Here is a 16180-nt window from a genome sequence, read left to right as displayed (position 1 = left end):
GGCTCTTAATTGAGTTTGTTTGCTATACCCTTTTTTACAACGTAAAAAATTTTAAATTTCTTTTTAAAACCTATTGACTTTTACTAGCTGGTCTAGTTTTTTTATTGTGATTTTATTATACAATGCAATTATAAAGATCTTATGAAGACCAAAGCACTTTCTCCGCCTTTTACCGCCTGAAGACTCCATAAGGCTTTCCATAAAATATATTTAGTTCGTAAAAAAGAGCTGAAATAAATAACTATTCAGCTCTTTTAAAATATTTTTATCTTGACCTGAATGTTGTACATTCAGTTTCTGCGCTGGTTTTTGCTGTCGGGGTCTTTGGATTCACTTCGATTGATTGTGCATGGCATCTCATATCTTTCCAATATGCGCATGTGTTAACACCGCATTTTACTACGCTTTCTGCATTCATAAAGAACACCTCCAATTGATTTTAATCAAGAATTATTATTTGCATAAAGGATGTAGTTATACATAAGCTTATGAAAAGACGTCAAAATAATATTGACATAAACATATCGGAATTATATAATAAAATTGCAATACCCTTAAGGGGTATAAAACGGTTAAATAGGAGAGTGTTTTTAATGCAAATTCGTTTTTTATACTTCGAAGGATGTCCTAATTCAGAGCCAGCTTTAAAATTGTTAAAAGAAGTTTTATCAGAAAAAAATATTAAAGATGATATAGAAATAGTAAAGATAGAGTCTGAAGAAGATGCATATAGATATAAATTTTTAGGTTCACCGTCAATTCATATCAATGGAGAAGACATAGAAAAAGAGAGAAGAAATGATGAACCTCTTTATGGATGCAGAGTGTATAAAGTGAATGGACGTAATTCCGGTGTGCCACCTAAAGAAATGATTTTAAAAGCTATTGATGAGGCATTAGAAGTATAATTTAAGGAGATGATTATATGCCTGAAAAAGCTACTTTAAAAATTACCGGCATGACTTGTGCGTCTTGTGCCGCTCGCATAGAAAAGGGTCTTAAAAATTTAGAAGGAATTGATGAAGCTAATGTTAACTTAGCGGTTGAGAAAGCCACAGTTGTGTATGACCCAGAAAAAGTTGACATAGATGATATGACGAAAAAAATTGAAGATTTAGGATATGGTGTAGTAAGGGACAAAGCAGATCTTGTATTGATTGGCATGTCATGTGCTTCATGTGCTACTAAAATAGAAAAGACTTTGAATAAATTGCCTGGTGTATATAAAGCAAGCGTTAATTTTGCCACAGAGGAGGCATCTGTGGAATATAATTCAGATGCTATAAGTGTAGAACAGATGGCAAAAGCCATAAGAGACATCGGCTATGATGCGAAAGAAAAAAAAGATAATGCATTAGACTATGAAAAAAATGAGAGAGAAGCCGAGATAAAAAAAACAAAAGCTTTGGTGATTGTATCTTCGATTTTGACTTTTCCGCTTCTTCTTGCTATGGTATTAAAAGTTTTTAAATTACCTGCAGGAATTTTAGAAGCGCCGTGGTTTCAAATACTTTTAGCCACACCAGTTCAATTTATTATTGGATATAGATACTACAAAGGTGCTTGGCATAATTTAAAAAACATGTCAGCCAACATGGATACATTAGTTGCTCTCGGTACATCTGCTGCATATTTTTATAGCTTGTACAATGTTTTTACTAAGCCTATGTCAGAAGTACACAATTATTTGTATTTTGAAGCGTCGGCCGTTGTAATTACTCTTATTACATTAGGAAAAATGCTTGAAGCTATAGCAAAAGGCAAAACATCTGAAGCAATAAAAAAACTTATGGGGCTTCAGGCGAAAACTGCAAGGGTCATAAGAAATGGAGAAGAAATAGACATACCTATTGAAGAAGTAAAGGTAGGAGATATAGTTGTAGTAAGGCCAGGTGAAAAAATACCTGTAGATGGTATAATTGTAGATGGAAGTTCTGCTATAGATGAATCCATGATAACTGGAGAATCCATTCCTGTTGATAAAAATGTCAATGACGAAGTAATAGGTGCGACAATAAATAAGACAGGTACTTTTAAGTTTAAAGCGACGAAGGTCGGGAAAGATACGGTACTATCACAGATAATAAAAATGGTTGAGGATGCACAAGGCTCAAAAGCACCTATCCAAGAGATCGCTGATAAGGTATCAGGAGTTTTCGTACCTGTAGTCATTGGAATAGCAATTGTTACATTTTTGATATGGTACCTTGTATTAGGAAATCTTAACGAAGGTGTAATAAGTGCAGTATCTGTACTTGTAATTGCATGTCCTTGCGCATTAGGTCTTGCAACGCCTACATCTGTCATGGTAGGTACAGGTAAAGGTGCAGAAAATGGCATACTTATAAAAGGTGGCGAATATTTGCAAAAAGCAAAAAAGATTAATGCTATTGTATTAGACAAAACCGGTACTATTACAAAAGGAGAACCTGTAGTCACCGATGTCATTTCATTTAGTCAATTGAAGGAAGACGATTTGCTGTATATTGCTGGAATAGCTGAAAAAAATTCTGAGCATCCGCTTGGCAAAGCAATTGTGAATAAATCAAAGGAAAACTGCGAAAAATTGCCAGATCCGAGCAAATTTGAGACTATACCAGGCTACGGTATTTGTGCTATAATTAACGAAAAAGAATATTATATTGGGAATAGAAGGTTGATGGATAGAGAGAACGTAGATACATCTGGCATAAGTTTTTCTTTAGAAAAGCTTGAGAATGAAGGCAAAACTGTTATGATTCTATCATCTGAAGGTAAGGCTTTAGGTGTAATAGCGGTTGCCGATGTACCTAAGGAAGATTCAGCAAAGGCTATACAAGAATTAAAAGCTTTAAACATAGATGTATACATGATAACCGGTGACAATGAAAGAACTGCTGAGGCCATTGCAAAACAAGTTGGTATTGATCACGTATTAGCAGAAGTTTTACCAGAAAAAAAAGCGGAGGAAGTTATAAAGTTACAAAAACAGGGTAAAATAGTTGCAATGGTTGGAGATGGCATAAATGATGCTCCAGCGTTAGCACAATCAGATTTAGGTATTGCTATAGGGACTGGAACGGACGTAGCAATTGAGACGTCAGATATCACGCTTATAAGTGGTAGTTTAATGAGTTTAGTGACAGCGATAAAATTAAGCAGAGCTACCATGAGAAATATTTATCAGAATCTGTTTTGGGCTTTTATCTACAATACAATAGGAATTCCATTTGCTGCAGCAGGTCTTTTAAATCCAGCTATTGCAGGGGGTGCAATGGCATTTAGTTCAGTATCAGTTGTGTCAAACGCCTTAAGGCTGAGGAGGTTCAGATCAGCTAATTAGTGAGGTGAGTTATATGGAATGCCCAAATTGCAAAAGCACTAATGTGGGTAAAATAGGCAATAACCTATATTTTTGCAGGGATTGCAATTGCGAGATTAAGATCAAAAAGTGTACGGCTGTTGTTAGTGTTTATGACTCTGAGGGCTGCATTAGTAAAAGATTTAAAGTATGTTACAATGTTTGAGGAAGGTTTTAAAAAGCCTTCTATTTTTTTGTCTTTTTTATGCTTTAAAAAAGTGCTATACTCTAAGAGGAAAACAAAAAGGAATTAAACATGAGAATAGTTGATAAAATATTACTGAACGAAAATTTCCTGTAAATACATGTAGGGAGTTGATATATTGGAAAAGATTGCAGAAATGTTAAAGAAAGTGGTTTCAGATGAAGATATATATATAAATGAACCTATGTCAAGACATACATCTTTTAGGATTGGTGGTCCGGCGGACGTACTGGTTATACCTCAAAGCGTGGATGAACTGATAAAAGTTATGGGGTTAATAAAAGCCGAAAATATACCTTATTTTATACTTGGTAACGGAACAAATATCATAGTCTCAGATAAAGGAATAAGGGGTGTGGTGATAAAACTTACTGCTATTAGGAAAATTTCTGTAGATGGTGAGATGATTGTATCGGAGGCTGGTGCATTGCTTTCGTCGATTGCAAATACAGCTCTTGACAATGAACTCACAGGGTTTGAATTTGCCAGCGGTATACCAGGCACATTAGGTGGTGCTATCACAATGAATGCCGGGGCGTATGGTCCTGAAATAAAAGACGTAGTTGAAAAAGTAGAAGTTATTGATGAAGATGGTTCTATTTATGAAGTAAAAAATGGCAACATGAGATTTGGGTATAGAAGCAGTTTAATACAGTTAGATAATTTGATTGCAATAAGAGCGTGGATTCACTTAAAAAAAGGAAATTATAAAGACATAAAAGCAAAAATGGACGAATTAAATGGATTGAGAAAAATGAAGCAACCGCTGGAATACCCAAGTGCTGGAAGCGTATTTAAAAGGCCAGAAGGATTTTATGCAGGGAAATTGATTCAAGATGCTGGACTTAGTGGATATACAATCGGTGGTGCGCAAGTGTCTGAAAAACATTGTGGGTTTATCATAAATAAAGGTAATGCGACTGCAGATGACGTTTTAAATCTAATTGCATACATTAAAAAAACAGTCAAAGACAAATTTGGCGTAGATCTGGAGACGGAAGTTAAAATAATTGGTGAAAGGTAATTTAAGGATGGAAATTTTTGCTGATTATCACACACATACTGTATTTAGCCATGGAAAAGGTACAATTGAAGATAATGTAAAAGCTGCAATTAAAAAAGGACTTAGAGAAATCGCTATTACTGATCATGGACCGAGGCATATATTTTTTGGCGTAAGGAGTCGCAATTACAGGAAAATCAGAGATGAAATAGACAGAATGAATGAGAAATTTCCTGATATAAAGGTTTTAATGGGAGTAGAAGCAAATCTTATAAGCTTAAATGGCGATATCGATGTGGATGATGAGCTTTTAAAATATATAGATATACTGCTTATGGGTTATCATACGGGTGTTGCGCCATTTGATTTTTATAACTTTATTCATCTATTTTGGGAAAATGCAGCCAGCAAATACTTTAGTTCTTTAAAAACTGTTGTAAGAGAGCAGAATACAGATGCAATGATAAAAGCCATAAATAAATACAATATAAATATAATTACACATCCTGGAGCAAAAGTCGATATAGATACAAAGAGACTTGCTTTAGCGGCAAAAGCTAAAGGAACGGCTCTTGAGATAAACTCAAGCCACGGATATATGACTGTAGAATACGTGAAAATAGCAAAATCTGTTGGTGCAAAATTCGTAATTGACAGCGATGCACACACACCGTCGAGAGTTGGCGATTTTGCAAGAGGAATCGAAATTGCGAAAGAAGCGGGACTTACAACAAATGATATAATAAATGCTAAGGAGTGATACAAATGAGATTTGTGATAATTACCGGTCTTTCAGGTGCAGGGAAAAGCCAAGCATTAAAATCGATGGAGGATATCGGATTCTTTTGCATTGACAACTTTCCTCCAGCATTGATACCGAAGTTGGCTGATCTCTTTTATGGCTCTAAAGATATTGATAAAGTTGCTCTTGGCATGGATTTACGTGGTGGACAACTATTTAAAGATATTTTTTCTGCTATAGACTATCTAAAGAAAAATAAGTATGACTATGAAATAATCTTTTTGGAGGCTTCAGATGAAGCATTGATAAAGAGATTTAAGGAAACAAGGAGACGACATCCTCTTACAGATGGAGGCTCCATAATAGATGGAATAAAGGATGAGAGGCAAAAACTTGCGGAAATAAGAAAAATGGCAAACAGCATCATTGACACGACGAATTTAACTGCAGCTCAGCTTAAACAGGAATTGTACAATATTTTCATCGAAGGAAGAAAATTCAAAGGTATAATCGTAAATGTAATGTCATTTGGATTTAAATACGGTATACCCCTTGATGCCGATCTTGTATTCGATGTGAGGTTTTTGCCAAATCCGTACTATATAGATGAACTTAGACCACTTACCGGAAATGATAAAAAAGTAATGGATTATGTTATGAAATGGGAAGAAGCAAAACAATTTTTAAATAAGTTGGAAGACATGATAGAGTTTTTACTGCCATTTTATATAAGGGAAGGCAAATCACAGCTTGTAATAGCTGTTGGATGTACAGGCGGTAAACATAGATCTGTAACAATTGCGAATGCACTGTACAATTTACTGAGAAAAAGGGATTACACAGCTATAATAAATCATAGAGATATTAGAGAAGAATAAGCGATAGTATTCTTTTACTTTTAGATGACTTATTGCAAAGGGGTTGCTTGTATGAAGAATTTTACTTACTTAAATGGTCCAAAAGTTGTAGTAATTGGCGGTGGTACAGGATTATCAACTATGCTTAGAGGACTTAAAAAGTATACCCATAATATTACTGCAATCGTAACAGTTGCAGATGATGGAGGAGGTTCTGGTGTACTGAGAGAGGATTTAGGCATGTTACCTCCTGGAGACATAAGAAACTGTATATTGGCGTTAGCAAATACTGAGCCTACAATGGAAAAGCTTTTACAATACAGGTTTACTGATGGGATGCTTAAAGGACAAAGCTTTGGAAATCTTTTTTTAGCCGCAATGAATGGCATATCAAATAGCTTTGAAGAAGCTGTCAAAAAGATGAGCGAGGTTTTAGCTGTATCAGGAAAGGTTTTACCTGTCACATTGGATGACGTCAAACTTAAGGCTAAGTTAAAAAATGGGATAGTTATAGATGGAGAATCTTTAATACCGAAGCTGCAAATGAAAGAAAAAAGTCCAATAGAAAGGATATTTTTGGAGCCAAAAGATGCGAAACCGGTAAAAGAAGCCTTAACAGATATTATGGAAGCTGATGAAATTATTTTAGGTCCTGGGAGTCTATACACCAGCATAATACCAAATCTATTAGTTAATGATGTCTGTGAAGCAATAGAAGAGTCAAAAGCAATTAAGGTATATGTGTGTAATATAATGACGCAACCTGGTGAGACAATTGGTTATGATGCCAATGCACACGTTGATGCACTTTTTCTACATGGGTTAAAATCTCTTGACTATATCATAGTAAATAATGGTGAAATTCCTTATGAGTACAAAGATAGATATAAAGAAGACATGTCGCAACCTGTAGGTTATGATGCAGAAAGCTTTAAAAAAAGGGGAATAAAGGTCATTGAAAAAGATGTTTTAGCAATAAGAAACAACTATATAAGGCATGATGAGCAAAAGCTTGCAGAGATACTAATGGGGCTAATTGGATGATAAAAATTTGTAATAATTTAATAAATAAATCTATTGACTTTTGTAATTAAAGGATATAAAATATAATTAAGTAAAGCGCAACCGGTTGCAATTTTCTATGAAATATCGAGATAAGGGGGAATGTCAATCAGTTTTAACTCAAATTTCGTGAAAACGCTTATATATAAAACAAAAAGAAAATCACAAGAGACTGGGTAAAATCAATTAAACAGTTTAGAATATGGAACTGCGTAAATTTTATAATTAAAAATAGTATAAGTCAATAGAAAAAATTGGCTTATTAAAGAGGAGGATTTTAATTATGAGGAAAACCTCAAAAGTGATTGCACTGCTTTTGGTACTTTTAATGTCATTTTCAGTGATGTTAACAGGGTGCGGAAATAGTACTAAATCTGATCAGAGCAAAACTTCAGAAAATAGCTCAACTCAAAATAAAACTGAGACTACGAGTCAACCTGTGACGTTAGATATATTCCAATTCAAAGTTGAAATAAAAGATGCTCTTCAGAATGCTATAAATACTTACATGAAAGAAAATCCTAATGTTAAAATCAATCTAGAAACTGTAGGTGGCGGACAAGATTACGGTGCTGCATTAAAAGCCAAATTCAATTCAGGTTCGGAGCCTGCAATATACAATGTAGGTGGACCACAAGATGTTGCTACATGGAAGCCAAAATTAGCTGATTTGTCAGATACAAAAGCTGCAAAAGCTGCTCTTCCTGGTACTCTTACTGGTGTGACACAAGACGGCAAAATTTATGGTTTACCATTTGATTTAGAGGGATATGGATTAATATACAACAAACAGATATTCAGTAAGGCAGGTATTGATCCATCCAGCATTAAGACCTTTGATGCGTTGGTGAATGCTGTAAAGACGTTAGATTCAAAGAAGAAAGAATTAGGTATTGATGCTGTATTCGCTTTTCCAGCAAAAGAAACTTGGGTTACTGGTCTCCATTTATCAAATGCATTTTTGTCACCAGAATTTGATGGAGATGTTATGAAAGCATTTAATGCTAAGACAGTAGAATTCAAGTATGGCGATGCAATGAAGCAGATGATTGATCTTCAGAATAAATATTCAGTGCAACCTACAGCAAGTCTTGACTACAGCACGCAAGTTGAAAAGCTTTTTGGAACTGGAAAAGTTGCTATGATTCAGCAAGGCAACTGGGTATATCCTACATTAGAGTCATTAGATAAGAATTTTGCACAAAATGATATAGGGATGTTGCCATACCCTGTTCCAGGATATAAAGAAGATTCATATCCTGAAGGTGTTCCGATGTATTGGGCAGTTAACAGTGATAAACCAGCAGATGTTCAAAAAGCTGCTAAAGATTTCTTAGATTGGTTGTACACATCAGATGAAGGAAAACAGATAGTTACTCAACAGTTTAAGTTTGTGCCGGCATATACTGGGTACAATTCTAATAGCATATCAGATCCACTTGGAATGCAACTGTTTGTGGCAGCAAGCCAAGGAAAGACATATGGATGGGTATTTATGGGATATCCAAACAATTGGGGTCAAAATGTTCTCGGTGCTGATATTCAGCTTTATGTCAACGGTTCATTAACTTGGGATAAAGTAATTTCACATGCTAAACAAGCCTGGGCAGACGCAAGAAAATAATAATTAAAGATAATAGTGGGAGAGTATAGTCGTATTCTCCCACTTTGCAAATATGAATGAGAAGGAAGGTAATACAATGGGAAAAAAAGCTAAATTTTTTAAAAACGGTATTTGGTATTGGCTTTTTATAGCTCCAACACTATTGTCGCTTATTATTGTCGTATTAATACCATTTATTATAGGAATATATTATTCATTTACAGATTGGAATGGAATAAATCAACCAGTATTTATTGGATTGAAAAATTTTATGGCACTTAAAGATGATGCTGAGTTTTGGAATTCAATATTTTTTACAGCTAAATTTGCTGTAGCATGCATCGTAATTATAAATGTGGTGGGACTAAGTTTTGCAATGCTTGTTACAAGAAAAATATTTGCCAGAAATTTTATGCGCACAGCATTTTATTTGCCTAATTTAATAGGTGGACTTATATTGGGATTTATATGGAATTTCATTTTTGTAGATGTATTTCAAACAATTTCAGATGCTACACATATTGGATGGCTTGGAGGCTGGTTATCAACAACTAATACTGGCTTTTGGGGTCTTGTGATTGTCACATCATGGCAAATGATAGGCTATGTTATGGTGATTTATATAGCATATATTGAAAGCATTCCTACTGATTTAATAGAAGCTTCAAAGATTGATGGTGCAAATTCATGGCAACAATTTAGGAATGTCGTATTTCCACTTATAGCGCCAGCTTTTACAGTAAGTTTATTTATTACGCTTTCAAATTCATTTAAACTGTTTGATCAAAACTTATCATTAACTGCTGGAGCACCAGGCAATACTACACAAATGATAACACTTAATATATATCAAACAGCTTTTTCAGCTCAAGAGATGGCTGTAGGACAGGCAAAGGCAGTAATAATGTTCTTAATAATTGCTGTTATTTCTATCGTCCAAGTTTACTTGACACAGAAAAGAGAGGTTGAGATGTGATGAAAAAAGTTCATGTTCAAAAATATTTATTGACATTTTTAGGAATTGTACTTTCATTGATATGGATATCTCCTTTTTATATAATACTGGTTAATTCTTTCAAGACAAAATTAGAGCTATTTACAAACACATTGTCACTTCCAAAAAGTCTGATGTTGGATAATTATAAAACGGCAGCCGCAAATTTAAATTTAAGTGAAGCATTTTCCAATACATTAATAATAACTGTTGTTAGCATTTTGATTATTGCAATATTTTCCTCTATGACGGCTTATGCACTTCAAAGAGTAAAAAAGAAAGGTAGTGTAGTTATATATATGATTTTTACAGTAGCTATGCTTATTCCATTTCAATCGGTGATGATTCCTTTAGTGGCGGAATTTGGTAAGTTCCATTTTCTTACAAGGTCAGGACTTGTATTCATGTATTTGGGATTTGGATCTAGTTTAGGTGTGTTTTTATACTATGGCGCATTAAAAGGAATACCGACATCTTTAGATGAAGCAGCTTTAATAGATGGTTGTAGTAGATTTAGAATCTACTGGAATATCATACTGCCATTATTAAATCCTACTACGATCACCCTTGCAGTTTTGGATATTATGTGGATATGGAATGACTACTTATTGCCATCTTTAGTCATAAACAAAGTCGGTTCCAGGACGCTTCCACTAATGATTTTTTACTTCTTTAGCCAGTACACAAAGCAGTGGAATCTCGGTATGGCAGGACTGACAATAGCAATTTTACCTGTTGTAATTTTCTACTTCTTGGCACAGAGAAAATTAGTCACAGCTATAATAGCTGGTGCTGTAAAGCAGTAGGTAAAGCAAAATTATAGTTAGGAGGTGATATTAAAATAGAAATTTGATAGAAACTGAATATAATTATTGAAAGGGGTGGGAACTATTGGCAAAATAATATCTTATTAAAATTTTTGGCGGCAAAAAATAGTGATTATATTATTTTTATCGTATGATGGGAGGGAAAATAAAAATAGATGATTGGAGCTTTTAAAAGGTTGGGTCAAAAATTGTTTTTGACATTGTTAACGGCATCATTAATTTTTGCATCTTCTATAGTAACTGCTAATGCAAGCATAGCACCAAATTTCAAAGTTTTTGTAATGGGTCCATTAGAAAAAGTCACAGATTTTAATGCATTCAAAGATCAATTGATAACTTTAAAGAATAATGGTGTTTATGGTATAACAACAGATATTTGGTGGGGCTATGTTGAAAATGCAGGTGAAAATCAATTTGACTGGAGTTATTATAAGACATATGCTGATACCGTACGCGCTGCGGGATTGAAGTGGGTTCCAATAATGTCAACGCATGCCTGTGGAGGTAATGTTGGTGATACAGTAAATATACCTATTCCGTCATGGGTATGGACAAAAGATACCCAAGATAATATGCAGTATAAGGATGAAGCCGGAAATTGGGATAATGAAGCAGTAAGTCCATGGTATTCTGGCTTAACCCAACTCTATAATGAATTTTATTCATCTTTTGCATCAAATTTTAGCAGCTATAAAGATATAATTACTAAAATATATATATCTGGAGGCCCTTCTGGAGAATTAAGATATCCTTCATATAATCCTTCGCATGGATGGACATATCCTGGACGTGGCTCGCTGCAGTGCTATAGTAAAGCGGCTATAACAAGTTTTCAAAATGCTATGAAGTCTAAATATGGAACTATAGCAGCAGTTAATAGTGCATGGGGTACAAGCCTAACTGATTTTTCTCAAATTAGTCCACCTACAGATGGTGATAATTTCTTTACAAATGGTTATAAAACTACTTATGGTAATGACTTTTTGACATGGTATCAAAGTGTTTTGACTAATGAGTTAGCCAATATTGCTTCTGTAGCTCATAGCTGCTTTGATCCAGTATTTAATGTTCCAATAGGAGCAAAAATAGCTGGAGTGCATTGGCTATATAATAGTCCGACAATGCCACATGCTGCAGAATATTGTGCCGGTTATTATAATTATAGCACGCTACTCGATCAATTTAAGGCATCTAATCTTGCTATGACATTTACATGTCTTGAAATGGATGATTCTAATGCATATGTAAGTCCATATTATTCTGCACCTATGACGTTAGTCCATTATGTAGCTAATCTTGCTAATAATAAAGGTATAGTCCACAATGGAGAAAATGCTTTGGCTATATCCAACAACAATCAAGCTTATGTGAATTGTGCAAATGAATTAACAGGATATAATTTTTCTGGATTTACACTTTTAAGACTTTCGAATATTGTAAATAGTGATGGATCTGTGACATCAGAGATGGCTCCTTTTGTAATTAATATAGTTACACTAACGCCTAACGGTACGATACCAGTTACATTTACAATAAACAATGCGACAACTTATTATGGACAAAATGTATATATTGTTGGTAGTACATCTGATCTTGGAAATTGGAATACAACCTATGCCCGTGGTCCTGCATCATGCCCTAATTATCCTACTTGGACAATAACGCTTAATCTATTACCTGGTGAGCAGATACAGTTTAAAGCTGTAAAAATTGATAGTTCAGGAAATGTAACTTGGGAAGGTGGCTCGAATCATACTTATACTGTGCCGACATCTGGGACTGGTAGTGTCACCATTACATGGCAAAATTAATCAATAAAATGTTACACATAGAACAAATTGTAAACACTGGAATATATTCCGGTGTTTTTTTGTATATTATGGGCGTTTAATGTTAAAAATAATAGTGTTTTGATTTTATTAAAAAGTTTGGAGGTAAGAGATGAGTAAAAAAGTTGGTATTCCAAAAGGGCTTTTATACTACAACTTTTATCCTATGTGGAAAACATTTTTTGAAGAACTGGGTGCTGAAGTGGTTACTTCCAGTGATACATGTAAAAAAATAATTGATGATGGCATCAAGACTTGCGTGGATGAAACCTGCCTTCCTGTCAAGACATTTATGGGTCATGTGATTGATTTGAAGGAAAAGGGTGTTGATTATATATTTGTTCCAAGAGTCATAAGCGTAGAAAGGCGTAGATATCTATGCTCAAAATTTTTGGGTTTGCCTGACTTAGTGAGAAATCTTATTTCTGATTTGCCACAAATAATAGATATGAAGATTGATTACTATCGTGGAGAAGAGTTTATGGAAAGAGAAATTTTGAGAGTTGGCAAGCTGTTTGTTGATAGCACAAGTAAAATTAAAGACGCATACGAAAAATCTTTAAAAAGGCAAAGGACTTTTGAATTCATTATTAGAGAAGGATTTTCAAATACAGAAGCAATAAAAATTATGGAAGGGAAAAAATTAGACGCAAATACAAAAGGGGATTTAAAAATAGCTTTATTAGCCCATTCCTATGACATAATGGATGATTATTTATCTATGGGATTGATAAATAGGCTTAAGAATATGGGAGCTTATGTGCTTACAACAAATATGATAGAAAGAGATAAAATTGAAAATGGTGCCAGCAAACTTCAAAAAGATTTATTTTGGACTTATGGAAGGGATATTTTAGGTGCAGGTAAATATTTTATCGAGAGCAAAGAAGTGGACGGGGTAATATCTGTTTCTGCTTTTGGATGTGGGCCAGACTCTATCACTGATGACCTTTTAGAAAGGGATTACAAGAGAGATGGTGGGATTCCATTTATGCCCATAACCATTGATGAACATACTGGTGAGGCAGGTTTAAATACTAGGTTAGAAGCCTTTATGGATTTGTTAAGATGGCGAAAAGGAGAGATTATGGCATGAAAATAACATATCCACATATGGGTTCGTTAAATATGATATTAAAGACGATGTTTGAAGGAATCAATGTAGAAGTTGTGGAGCCGCCACCTGTGACTAATAGGACTCTATCAATTGGAGTAAAATATTCACCTGAGTTTGTCTGTCTTCCATATAAGATAAATCTGGGGAATTTTATAGAAGCACTTGAAAACGGTGCTGATACTATAATAATGTTGGGTGGTATAGGGCCTTGCAGGTTCGGTTATTATGGACAAGCACAAAGAGAAACATTAATTGATCTTGGATACAAGTTTAATATGATAATATTAGATCCACCTCACGGAAGGTTAATTGATTTTTTAAGAGAACTTTCATCGTATTTTCCAGACGTATATTGGAAAGATGCTTTGAAGGCTTTCATTTTTGCTGTTCAAAAAATGATAATTGCTGATAAATTTGAAAAACAGCTTCTGATCTTAAGGGCACATGAAAATGAAATTGGAATCACGACTAAAATTTTTGAAGACTACATGGAAAAAATAAAAAATGCGAAAAACAAAAAAGAGCTAGATAGCATTTACAAAGAAGGATTGGAAAAGTTAAAACAAAATGCAACCATAAAAAGGGAAATTCAGCTTAAAGTTGCTTTAGTAGGGGAAATATATCTTATGCTTGAACCTTTTTCTAATTTAGATATTTTAAGATCGTTGAATGAATTAGGTATAGAAGTTACTAAAACTGATTTTCTTTCAGATTATTTGATAAACAGTGCTTTTAAATTGCCTCAAAGAATGGAATTTAAAAAATATGCGCATGGGTATTTAGAAAGGGATATTGGTGGTCACGGTTTAAATACTGTCGCAAATACTGTAAAATATGCAGAAAAAAATTACGATGGGATAATACAAATTTTTCCTTTTACTTGTACACCTGAAATTGTTGCAGAAGGAATAATTGCCAAAATAAGTAGCGATAAGAATATACCAGTTATGTCTTTAAGTTACGATGAAAAGACTGGTGAAGCTGGGTATCAGACAAGATTAGAAGCCTTTAAAGATTTATTGGAGAGGAGGAGATTGAAAAATATAAAAAAATATTAAAATTTTTATCTGGATATCGAAAAAATTATAAATTATTGGTATACTTATATTTGTATATAAATAGATTTTATTTTTTTATGGAAGATCGACTATGAGGTGATTTTATGAATGAACTTGGTGATATATTAAAAAATGCGAGATTAAAAAAAGGAATGACACTTGACGATCTTCAGGAGATTACGAAAATTCGTACAAGATATTTGAAAGCCATAGAAGACGGCGATTTTAATGTAATCCCAGCTTTAGTTTACGCTAAAGGTTTTGTAAAGAGTTATGCAGAGGCTGTAGGATTAGATGCAAATGATCTATTAAAAAAGTATAGCTATCTTTTTGAGGAACCTAAAGAAAAGGATGATGTAGTACAACATGCAACTACACCTTTAGAAGAAGAAAGTTCTTTTGATTTATCAGCACTCCTTAGAAGGTTAATAAAACCATTTATAGGAGTTTTGGTGGTGTGCCTTTTTGCATTTGGTATATATTACATGGTAAGCCAGATAAACAAAGGACTGGCGCCTCTCCCAAGTGCAGAGCAAAGCACGAATGACACTACACATAAAACACAAAATGATAACAGAGACAATACAACAGCCAATAATGTTTATAGCAATAACGAAAAAACCACTACGTTTAACTTGGTAAACAGTACGAAAAGCGAATTTGATTATAAAGTTTCACCTGCTGCTGATTCATACAAAGTCGATCTATCTATACCTGGACAAAAATGTTGGGTTAGTGTGAAAGTGGATGGTGTGGATACTTATCAGTATTTGATGACATCAGGCATGATAAAAACTTTTGATGTCAAAAACAGCATAGAAATCTTGATGGGTAATCCTCCAGATGCTAAAATAACAGTAGATGGCAAAGAAATACCACACATTGATATTCCAGCACCAGTGACTATAAAACTTGAAAAATGAGAAAGGGGTATTGTATGATAAGACAAGCTGTATATCATAAAAGTGATGTTCCGTTTACATATCCTTTAATTATGTAAAAGGAATATTTTTATATAGAAATAACAAACGTTTGCATATTTTAAAAAGATTTTTGCTTTTAAAAATTTAAATAACAAACAATGAATGATAGCATTTAATTTAATGCAATGGGTTGCACAAAATTTTGTAGTCAAATGGATGTTTAAGTAACCTTATTTGAGATTTGTGAATATTATGCAGTATATATTAAAATATGGCTAAGTGCCATCTTTCCATATTGTGATTGGGGTGAGATTATGGAGGCAAATGAGAGATATGGAAGAGATTATCACTACTATAAAGAATACGAAAAGCTGTATGGAAGCCTTGATATTTTTAGATTTTTAGCTGCAAAAAGATTAAATGAGCTTGGCGAATATGAAGAGTGGAAAGACTATAAAGAATTCAAAGATTGGCTTTCATCAAGAGAAATAGCTGACTGGAAAACCTCGAAAGATTATTTAGATTGGGAAAGAAAAAAGTTAGATTTCTAAATTATTTTTAGACTCCTATAAAAAATTATAGGAGTTTTTTTAAAATTATGTAGTATAATAGATATAGGA

General features: G+C 33.8%; 16 protein-coding genes. 15 read left to right on the top strand and 1 reads right to left on the bottom strand.

Annotated features, from left to right (window positions below; genetic code table 11):
* Positions 1–265: 265 nt before the first annotated feature.
* Positions 266–418, bottom strand: coding sequence for a DUF1540 domain-containing protein (locus tag HNR52_RS09450; RefSeq protein ID WP_013787408.1), 153 nt, complete (start codon positions 416–418; stop codon positions 266–268).
* Between the two features lie 175 nt (positions 419–593).
* Between HNR52_RS09450 and HNR52_RS09445 the strand changes: the two genes are divergently transcribed.
* The 15 genes from HNR52_RS09445 to HNR52_RS09380 all read left to right on the top strand — a co-directional run bounded on the left by HNR52_RS09445 (position 594) and on the right by HNR52_RS09380 (position 16111).
* Entirely contained in the window at positions 594–908 is a 315-nt protein-coding gene (locus tag HNR52_RS09445; RefSeq protein WP_435620430.1) for a DF family (seleno)protein, read from the top strand.
* 17 nt (positions 909–925) lie between these two features.
* Complete coding sequence (locus HNR52_RS09440) at positions 926–3322, top strand: heavy metal translocating P-type ATPase (protein ID WP_435620429.1); 2397 nt, start codon at positions 926–928, stop codon at positions 3320–3322.
* A 13-nt stretch (positions 3323–3335) separates the two neighbouring features.
* A complete protein-coding gene (locus tag HNR52_RS12280) occupies positions 3336–3506 on the top strand; it encodes a YrzR-like zinc ribbon domain (protein WP_013297276.1) in 171 nt (56 codons plus the stop codon).
* Between the two features lie 157 nt (positions 3507–3663).
* Positions 3664–4569 carry a UDP-N-acetylmuramate dehydrogenase gene (murB, locus tag HNR52_RS09435; protein WP_013787411.1) on the top strand — a complete coding sequence of 302 codons (906 nt, stop codon included), beginning with the start codon at positions 3664–3666 and terminating at the stop codon, positions 4567–4569.
* A gap of 7 nt (positions 4570–4576) precedes the next feature.
* Positions 4577–5308, top strand: a complete 732-nt coding sequence (locus HNR52_RS09430) for a PHP domain-containing protein (protein WP_435620433.1) — start codon at positions 4577–4579, stop codon at positions 5306–5308.
* A 5-nt stretch (positions 5309–5313) separates the two neighbouring features.
* A complete protein-coding gene (gene rapZ, locus HNR52_RS09425; RefSeq protein WP_435620428.1) occupies positions 5314–6168 on the top strand; it encodes an RNase adapter RapZ in 855 nt (284 codons plus the stop codon).
* A 51-nt stretch (positions 6169–6219) separates the two neighbouring features.
* Positions 6220–7191, top strand: coding sequence for a gluconeogenesis factor YvcK family protein (locus HNR52_RS09420; RefSeq protein WP_435620427.1), 972 nt, complete (start codon positions 6220–6222; stop codon positions 7189–7191).
* A gap of 301 nt (positions 7192–7492) precedes the next feature.
* Positions 7493–8833: an ABC transporter substrate-binding protein gene (locus HNR52_RS09415; protein ID WP_013787416.1), complete on the top strand. Its 1341-nt coding sequence runs from the start codon at positions 7493–7495 to the stop codon at positions 8831–8833.
* A 76-nt stretch (positions 8834–8909) separates the two neighbouring features.
* A complete protein-coding gene (locus tag HNR52_RS09410; protein WP_013787417.1) occupies positions 8910–9788 on the top strand; it encodes a carbohydrate ABC transporter permease in 879 nt (292 codons plus the stop codon).
* The gene (locus tag HNR52_RS09405) at positions 9788–10612 is read left to right on the top strand and encodes a carbohydrate ABC transporter permease (RefSeq protein ID WP_435620432.1); all 825 of its coding nucleotides are present in this window, start codon (positions 9788–9790) and stop codon (positions 10610–10612) included. Before HNR52_RS09410 ends, HNR52_RS09405 begins: the two co-directional genes overlap by 1 nt.
* A 176-nt stretch (positions 10613–10788) precedes the next feature.
* Positions 10789–12444 carry a family 14 glycosylhydrolase gene (locus tag HNR52_RS09400; RefSeq protein WP_435620426.1) on the top strand — a complete coding sequence of 552 codons (1656 nt, stop codon included), beginning with the start codon at positions 10789–10791 and terminating at the stop codon, positions 12442–12444.
* 130 nt (positions 12445–12574) lie between these two features.
* The gene (locus HNR52_RS09395; RefSeq protein WP_435620425.1) at positions 12575–13558 is read left to right on the top strand and encodes an acyl-CoA dehydratase activase-related protein; all 984 of its coding nucleotides are present in this window, start codon (positions 12575–12577) and stop codon (positions 13556–13558) included.
* The gene (locus HNR52_RS09390; RefSeq protein ID WP_435620424.1) at positions 13555–14637 is read left to right on the top strand and encodes a 2-hydroxyacyl-CoA dehydratase; all 1083 of its coding nucleotides are present in this window, start codon (positions 13555–13557) and stop codon (positions 14635–14637) included. Before HNR52_RS09395 ends, HNR52_RS09390 begins: the two co-directional genes overlap by 4 nt.
* 104 nt (positions 14638–14741) lie before the next feature.
* Positions 14742–15560 (top strand): helix-turn-helix domain-containing protein, encoded by an 819-nt coding sequence (locus HNR52_RS09385; RefSeq protein WP_435620423.1) that lies wholly within the window; start codon positions 14742–14744, stop codon positions 15558–15560.
* A gap of 314 nt (positions 15561–15874) precedes the next feature.
* Entirely contained in the window at positions 15875–16111 is a 237-nt protein-coding gene (locus HNR52_RS09380) for a hypothetical protein (RefSeq protein WP_013787429.1), read from the top strand.
* Positions 16112–16180: the final 69 nt, after the last annotated feature.

Origin of the sequence: Thermoanaerobacterium thermosulfurigenes, assembly GCF_051201035.1 — a bacterium.
Lineage (GTDB): Bacteria > Bacillota > Thermoanaerobacteria > Thermoanaerobacterales > Thermoanaerobacteraceae > Thermoanaerobacterium > Thermoanaerobacterium thermosulfurigenes.
Note: the sequence above shows the minus strand (reverse complement) of the source record. Positions and strands in the feature narration are given on the sequence as shown.